The 6686-nt window shown below is 68.8% G+C and carries 8 protein-coding genes; 3 read left to right on the plus strand and 5 right to left on the minus strand.

The window, feature by feature from the left end; translation table 11 throughout:
* Positions 1–8: 8 nt before the first annotated feature.
* Both D7V80_RS25820 and D7V80_RS25825 read right to left on the minus strand, forming a co-directional pair.
* Positions 9–2807: a hypothetical protein gene (locus D7V80_RS25820; RefSeq protein ID WP_120590695.1), complete on the minus strand. Its 2799-nt coding sequence runs from the start codon at positions 2805–2807 to the stop codon at positions 9–11.
* Positions 2808–2951: 144 nt separating this feature from the next.
* Complete coding sequence (locus tag D7V80_RS25825) at positions 2952–3317, minus strand: helix-turn-helix domain-containing protein (RefSeq protein ID WP_233585720.1); 366 nt, start codon at positions 3315–3317, stop codon at positions 2952–2954.
* 115 nt (positions 3318–3432) lie between these two features.
* Here D7V80_RS25825 and D7V80_RS25830 point away from each other — a divergent pair, with 115 nt between their 5' ends.
* Positions 3433–3870, plus strand: coding sequence for a DoxX family protein (locus tag D7V80_RS25830; protein ID WP_120590697.1), 438 nt, complete (start codon positions 3433–3435; stop codon positions 3868–3870).
* Here the strand turns inward: D7V80_RS25830 and D7V80_RS25835 are convergent.
* The 3 genes from D7V80_RS25835 to D7V80_RS25845 all read right to left on the minus strand — a co-directional run bounded on the left by D7V80_RS25835 (position 3851) and on the right by D7V80_RS25845 (position 5514).
* A complete protein-coding gene (locus D7V80_RS25835) occupies positions 3851–4573 on the minus strand; it encodes a metallophosphoesterase (protein ID WP_120590698.1) in 723 nt (240 codons plus the stop codon). The two genes, D7V80_RS25830 and D7V80_RS25835, sit on opposite strands and share 20 nt — an antisense overlap.
* 177 nt (positions 4574–4750) lie before the next feature.
* Entirely contained in the window at positions 4751–5116 is a 366-nt protein-coding gene (locus D7V80_RS25840) for a cupin domain-containing protein (protein WP_120590699.1), read from the minus strand.
* A gap of 197 nt (positions 5117–5313) precedes the next feature.
* Complete coding sequence (locus tag D7V80_RS25845; protein WP_014395088.1) at positions 5314–5514, minus strand: cold-shock protein; 201 nt, start codon at positions 5512–5514, stop codon at positions 5314–5316.
* Between the two features lie 356 nt (positions 5515–5870).
* On the opposite strand from D7V80_RS25845, the gene D7V80_RS25850 reads away from it, so the two are divergent.
* Together D7V80_RS25850 and D7V80_RS25855 are read left to right on the plus strand one after the other, a co-directional pair.
* Complete coding sequence (locus D7V80_RS25850; RefSeq protein WP_120590700.1) at positions 5871–6410, plus strand: periplasmic heavy metal sensor; 540 nt, start codon at positions 5871–5873, stop codon at positions 6408–6410.
* Between the two features lie 30 nt (positions 6411–6440).
* Entirely contained in the window at positions 6441–6656 is a 216-nt protein-coding gene (locus D7V80_RS25855) for a hypothetical protein (RefSeq protein ID WP_014395086.1), read from the plus strand.
* The last annotated feature ends 30 nt before the right edge of the window (positions 6657–6686 follow it).

The following is a 6686-nucleotide window of genomic DNA, read 5'->3' on the forward strand; positions in this document are numbered from 1 at the left end:
AAGGCGCTTCAGCCCCCCTGCGTGCGGCACCAGGCGATCCGCAGCGCGGCCAGCGCACGGGGAGAATCCACCGTCACCGTGTCAGTCCCGGAGGGCACGGCCGCCAGCTCCGCCAGCGGCGCTTCGAGCGCTGTGACAGCCTGCATCTGGGCATTGGCTGCCTTCGCCAGGAAGGGGAACCGCACCGTGAGCTGGGTGGCCTGGCTGCCCCGCTTCTCGGTGCGCACCACCAGGCTGCTCGGAATCGCGCCGCTCGTCGTGCCGCAGCTGGGGTAGCCCCCCGCCGCCCCTGGCGCCTGCACCCTCGCCACGCGAATCATCACGTCCTCCGACGCCACCGGCGTCCCGGCGTTCGTCGCCGTGACCTGTCCCAGCGAGCCGGTCTCCGCCAGCGCGCCCCCCTGCCCGCCGGAGATGAAGCGGGCCTCCAGCGGGGTGGTGACCGACAGGGCGTCCTTCAGGGGTGTGCCGAGCAGGGGCGTGCCATTGACAGACAGTGGGGGCGCCACGACGTACTCCTGCTCATGCCAGCCGAAGTCGCTGCCAGACGCGCCCCGGCCGCCTCCGGGGGTGTTGCGGAGCACGACGCCGAGCAGGACGCCATCGTCATCCAGCGTCCAGGCCGGGATGCCCTGGTGGTAGATGCCTCCCACCGGCTGGCTGCCCTGCTGGAGGCAGGGGAGCACGTAGTCATGGGTGGCGACGAACGTCGGACCGGGCCAGTTGGGCACGGGCAGGACGTCCTGCTGGTAGTGCGGCGTGCCGTAGCTGAGGTTCGCGGGCGTGTTCCCGTTGGGGTCCACCATGGGGAACGCCACGACGACCGACTTGCCGGAAGGCGAGGCGCCCGTGAGCTTCATCCGGAGGAAGCGCTCGCCCACCACCAGCGAGTACTCCAGCGTGAACCGGTGGCCGCTGACCTGCTCCGTCACCTCCGCCTGCAAGCGATGACGGTACGGCCCCTGCTCCAGCCACCGCGCGTCTCCTCCCACGAACCTCGCGGACGTGTCCTCGCTGAACGTGCCATAGGAAGGCGGATTGGTGGAGCCATACGGCTCATTGCCGAACTGATAGATGTTGCCGGTGTCCTTGTAGAACCGCAGCTGATTGCCCACGCTCTGGGAGGCGAAGAGGCTGCGGCTCCCGCCGTCCACTCCATATGAGAACTGGCTGATGCTCCACGCGTTCGCCTTGGAGAGGGTCACGCGGATCAGGTCGTTCTGGAGGATCGCCGTGTCCCCCACGGACGGCTGCTCCATCACGATGGGCCCCGGAGGGGTCAGGGTGGAGAGGTAGACCGTCTCGTAGCCCGCGCTGGGGGGCGCCGCCATGAAGAGGAGGTTCCCGTTCGCGGCTCGCTGGAGGGGCAGCAACCCGTCGCGGGTCCGCACGCTCTTCACCGCGTGGAAGCGCAGGTCCGCCGGGGGAGGGGTGAGCTCCGCGAGCAGCCCGTGGACCCGCTCGAACCCGAGCGTGTTGCACACCACGACCGGGAGCTCCTGGGACTGGGGCTTCGCGGAGATGCCCTGCGCGAGCAGCGCCATCCCCTGGTCCAGGGCGGCCTTCGCCACCGAGACGCCCTGCCGGCTCAGCGGCAGCTGCTCGCCCTCATACACGCTGTCCGGAGACGTGCCCGTCACGAAGTCGTGATGGGAGCTGGGGGCCAGCACCTCCCAGCCATTCCAGACGGTGGAGTCGAACGCGTCCAGCGAGGAGGTGGCGTAGCTGCTGCTGGTGCGAAGCAGCGCGCTGATGACCTCCGCGGACATCAGCGCGCGCACCGCCGCGTACTGGTTCCGCTTCAGCTCGGGGCGGCTGGCGAAGTAACCCGTCCAGTAGTTCTGCGCGTTGAGCGGTGCGTTCACCGGGAGCGCGGCGCCGCTGCCCAGGACGGCGTCCATGTATGTCTTGAACGTCCCCGTGGTTCCCTTGACGCCGTTGCTGTTGCCGAAGCTGCTGTTGTAGCCGTGGGTCACGTTCAACCAGCTCAACGCCTCGCCTGACTTGGAGGTGACGGAGGGCGTGGCGAAGTCGATGCCCACGGGGATGAAGCGGAGACCGTTGGGCCACCCCGAGCGGTACTGGTTGACGAACTGGTTCACCGTCTGGGCATTGCTGGAGATGTTGTTCGCGTCCAGGTAGCCCACCGTGCCGTAGGTGTTGGGCATGAAGAGCGCGGTGATGCTGGAGCCGTCCCCCGCCTGCCATTGGAAGACGAGTCCATTGGCGTTCAGCTGCGACGCGATGGAGGGGCCGGGAGGATTGATGGGCGCGGCCCCCGGCGACCCCTGCGGCGAGCCGGGCACGCGGGAGAGTCCCGCGGTGGTGAGGCCCATGGCGTTCAGCACCACCGGCAGCTGGGGATCATGCCCGAAGTCATCCGGGAGCCACGCCGAGTCGTACAGGTTGGACTCCAACCCGACCTGCTTCGCCCAGGTGCGTCCCACCAGATAGTTGCGAATGAAGAGCTCGCCCGCGCAGACGAGGTTGTCCGGCGACGTGATGCCGCCGCCCATCAGGCAGAAGTCGTCACCCGCCGCCGCGAGGGCCGTGATGCCTGCCGGGTTGTCCCGCGCATAGCGTTGCAGGAAGCCCACCTCCGTCACGGAGAAGGTGAAGCCAATCCGCCGGGAGAACAGCGAGACCGCGGCGTTGTAGATGTTCTGGACCGTGTCGCGTCCGGAGACCGAGCCCGTCGCCTGGCTGTTGGAGGCGTAGTACTGGTCGAACGTGTAGACCCAATCCCAGTCAATGTGCGTCGTCGGGCAGATGAGGATGCCCTGGGAGAAGGGCGTCTTGGCGGTCATGGGCGCTGTTCCAATGCGAAGGGGGATGCCCAATCCCTACGCAAATCGGATGCCACGGTGCGCCCGCCTCTGGAGGGCCTGGGGTGGGCCTCAGCGCCGCGTCACCCCAACAAGCGGCTGCGTCTGCACGGAACGCGACACCGCTCACTTCGCCCTGGCGGAGCGCGCGAAGGCCTCGCGGGCGCGCTCCATCTCCGGCCGGTGCTGCCGCGCCCACATCGCGAGCACGGACACCGGTTCGAGCAGCGTGCGTCCCAGCTTCGTGAGCGCGTAGTCCACGCTCGGCGGCGTCGTCGGGTGCACGGTGCGCGTCAGCAGTCCGTCCCGCTCCAGGTTGCGCAGCGTGAGGGTCAGCATGCGCTGGGAGATGCCTTCGATGGCGCGCTTGAGGTCGCTGAAGCGCACGGGGCCTTCGCCCAGGTTGACGATGACCATCACGCTCCACTTGTCCCCGATGAGGCTCAGGATTTCGCGCGTCGCGACGCAGTCATCGTCGTAGCGCCCGGTCATCTTTCCGTACCCTGGTGACTTCAATGTGCCTCCTTGTCCAGCCTCCGCACGGTATGCCAGAGAGATGTGGTCATTCTCCGTAACCAGGCACACGGAAGTAACCCCGGAGCCACGTATGGATACGCTCTCCCCTCCCGTTGGCGTTTCAGCGAAGCCGTCCAAGGCCCTTCACGTGGGCCTCTGGGTCATCCAGGCGCTGCTGGGTGTCACCTTCGTCGGCTCGGGCATCTGGAAGGCGCTCACACCCCTGCCGGAGCTCGCGGCGATGATTCCGTGGGCGGGTCAGGTGCCTGCCGCGTTCCTGTACTTCATCGTCGCGGTGGACCTGGCGGGCGGGCTGGGTGTCGTCCTGCCCTCGCTCACGCGGGTGAAACCTGGCCTGACGGTCCTCGCGGCCCTGGGCTGCGCGCTGCTCCAGGCCAGCGCCATCGTCTTCCACTTCTCTCGCGGCGAGGCGGCGAACACGCCCTTCAACTTCTTCCTGGTCGCGCTGTCGCTCTTCGTCTTCTGGGGGCGCTGGAAGCGTGCTCCCATCAAGCCCCGGCACGCCTGAGAATCACCGCGCGCGCATCCACGTTGAGGACCTGGGTCCCGCTTGAGAGCGTGACGAGCGGCACGTCCCAGTGACAGTGGCCGCAGATGACGAGGAGCTTGCTCCAGGGCTCCACCGCCTCCCGGATGACGGCGTTGCCGCGCAGCCCGGTTCCCGGGGCATCCGGGCCCTCGTGGAGGACCAGTACCCGCGGCTCCTGGAGCAGCACTTCCTCAATCCGATCCAACTGCGCGGACTGCTCGCGACGGTTGAGCTTGTCCGGGCGCCCGATGATGTAGCTCACCCCGCCCACCGGAAGTCCGTCCAGCGCGACGACCTCGCCATCCAGCAGCTTGCGCCCGGGCTGGCGGAAGAAGCGCTCGCGCGCCTGGGCACCGCCGAAGGTGTCGTGATTTCCCGCCACGCCCACGACCCAGCGGAAGTACCTGGAGAAGGCGGTCCAGACGCTCCGCACGTCGCCGGAGGCTCCCCGTTCGTCCGCGGTGTCGTTGGAGAAGAGGTCTCCCGCCAGGATGATGCCGGTGCGGTCCGCGGGCGGGAGGTCGCCCGCCTTGCACATCAGCATCAGCTCGTCGGCCACGACCTCGCCCAGGAGCGCCGCCGCCCCGCCCTTCAAGGCGTGCGGCGCCATCCCCTGGAGGTCCGAGAGCGCGATGACCGCCTCCAGGTCCCCGGGAAGGGCATCCACCTGGCCGCGGAGCAAGGGGAGCCGCTCCGCACGGGTGCCTCCGCGTGGCGACGCGTTCAGGTACCACCATTCATGAAGGGGCTTCTCTTCAACGGATAGGATTCGCATGCGCCCCGGACGGAGCCTGCCCGTGGGGCTGACAGGAGCGGGGCCTCCCTGCTGGAAGGCCCGCGCCCTCGCACCAACCTCAGGTCACGCCTTGGCGCCCTTCGGGGCCTCGTGCTCGTCGCGGCCGTGCGCGGAGGAGACGGGGCTGGTGGCCTCCACGGCGGAGAAGGTCTCCAAAACCTTGTACGTGTGGCTGGCCCCGCGCGGCACGAGCCAGGAGTCGCCGGGGTTCAGCAGGATGGTCTGCCCCTCCAGGTGCAGCTCCGCGCGGCCCTTGAGCACGAAGCCCACGGTCTCGTAGTCGCGGGTGCTGGCGGGCTTGGCCTCGGCGGGCGGCTCGTCCTCCCACAGCCGCATGGCCACACGGACGCCGGATGCGAGGTACTTCTGGCCCATCTCCCCCTTGGGGGAATGGCGGCTCTCGACCTTCTTCACGCTGGTGTCGCCCATGTTCGCCTCTCCTTGGGGGGCGGCGTCCGGCGCCGCGCTCCTCCTGGGAGAAGGTAGGGAAGACCCCGGAGCGTGGCGGACCGCGTCGCGATGGCCGCCCGCCCGCCCTGCGTCCAGAAAGACGAAAGCCCAGCCTCCGTTGGGGAGACTGGGCTTCGAAGACTCACCTCAAGGGGCGAGTCGAAGGTTCAGCTCGCTCAGGCGGCGCGAACGTTCTGCGCCTGCAGGCCCTTGGGGCCCTTGGTGACTTCGAACTCCACCTTCTGGCCTTCAGCCAGGGTGCGGAAGCCATCCATGTTGATCGCAGTGTGGTGGCAGAAAACGTCTTCGCCATTGTCCTGCGCGATGAAGCCGAAACCCTTCGCGTCGTTGAACCACTTCACGGTACCAGTTGCCATTGTGAGTCTCTTCTCTTTCTCTGCTCTGAACAGGTGACAGGCTCGCGCCTGCTACCGGTGCCGGAACGAACACCGCCCCGGCACGCCGGGCACTCTACCCACTTCCGGCCCGAACACCACTCCAGAGGGTGGAATCCTGCCGGCAGTCGTCCTTCATCCGACACAGCGGACTTGGACAGGCCCGGCGGAAGAACATCCCATGCCCCGCAGGGCATTCCGGACACCCCTCCGAAGGCCCTTCACACTTCTTCACCGCCGCCGGGCGTGGGCTTCACACCCGTTTTCTACCTTGAGCTCCGTCAGCAACGACACGGGCCCGCCGGTTCGGCGCCCGCCTGCTTCCTGGAGCCAAGACCATGTTCGGATTCATCTTCGGTACTGCCTGCCTCGCCGGTCTCTTCGCCACCCTGCGCCGGGGGCGCTACGGCCACCACGCCTACGCCTACGGCCGCGGAGGCCGCTTTGGCATGCGCCCCCGGCTGCGCTGGCTCTTCGAGCGGCTGGAGACGTCCCCCGGCCAGGAGAAGGTCATCGTGAAGGCGGTGGAGAACGTGCGCGAGGCCTTCGCCAAGGTGAAGGACCAGTGGGGCCCCAGCCGCACGTCGCTCGCGGGCTCGCTGCGCGGAGAGCACTTCGACGGCGCCATGCTGCGCGAGCTGTTCAGCCGCCACGACGTGGCGCTGGAGACGCTGCGCAACGCCGTGCAGGACGCCCTGTCCCAGGTGCACGAGGCGCTGGAGCCCAACCAGCGCCGCGAGCTCGCGGACATCATCGAGCACGGCTGGGGATACGGCTGGCGCGGCGAGGGCCGCGGCTGGCACGGCCGGCGCTGCGGCGGCTACGGCCGCTGGGGTGGCCGCCCCCACAACGATGACGGCCCCGCGTCCTTCGTCTGAAGCCCCCTGCCCTCTTCCTGGAGATTGCCCATGCGCCACCGTCTGCTCGTCGTCCTCCTCGCCGCGGGTGCCATCGGAGGCTATGCCTCCGGCTTCGCGAGCCTCTCCCGCCACCACCGCTCCCACTGCCACCGGGGTGACTGGGGCGGCCCCTCCTACCGCAACGGGATGCCGCCCTACTGGGACTGGCACGCGCCCAGGCCGCAGGGCACCGCCGGCCCCGCCGACGCACCGGGAGCGCGTTAGGATTCGCCCCGCCCATGCCCACCCGCGTCC

Source organism: Corallococcus sp. CA054B, assembly GCF_003611625.1.
Taxonomy (GTDB): Bacteria; Myxococcota; Myxococcia; order Myxococcales; family Myxococcaceae; genus Corallococcus; species Corallococcus coralloides.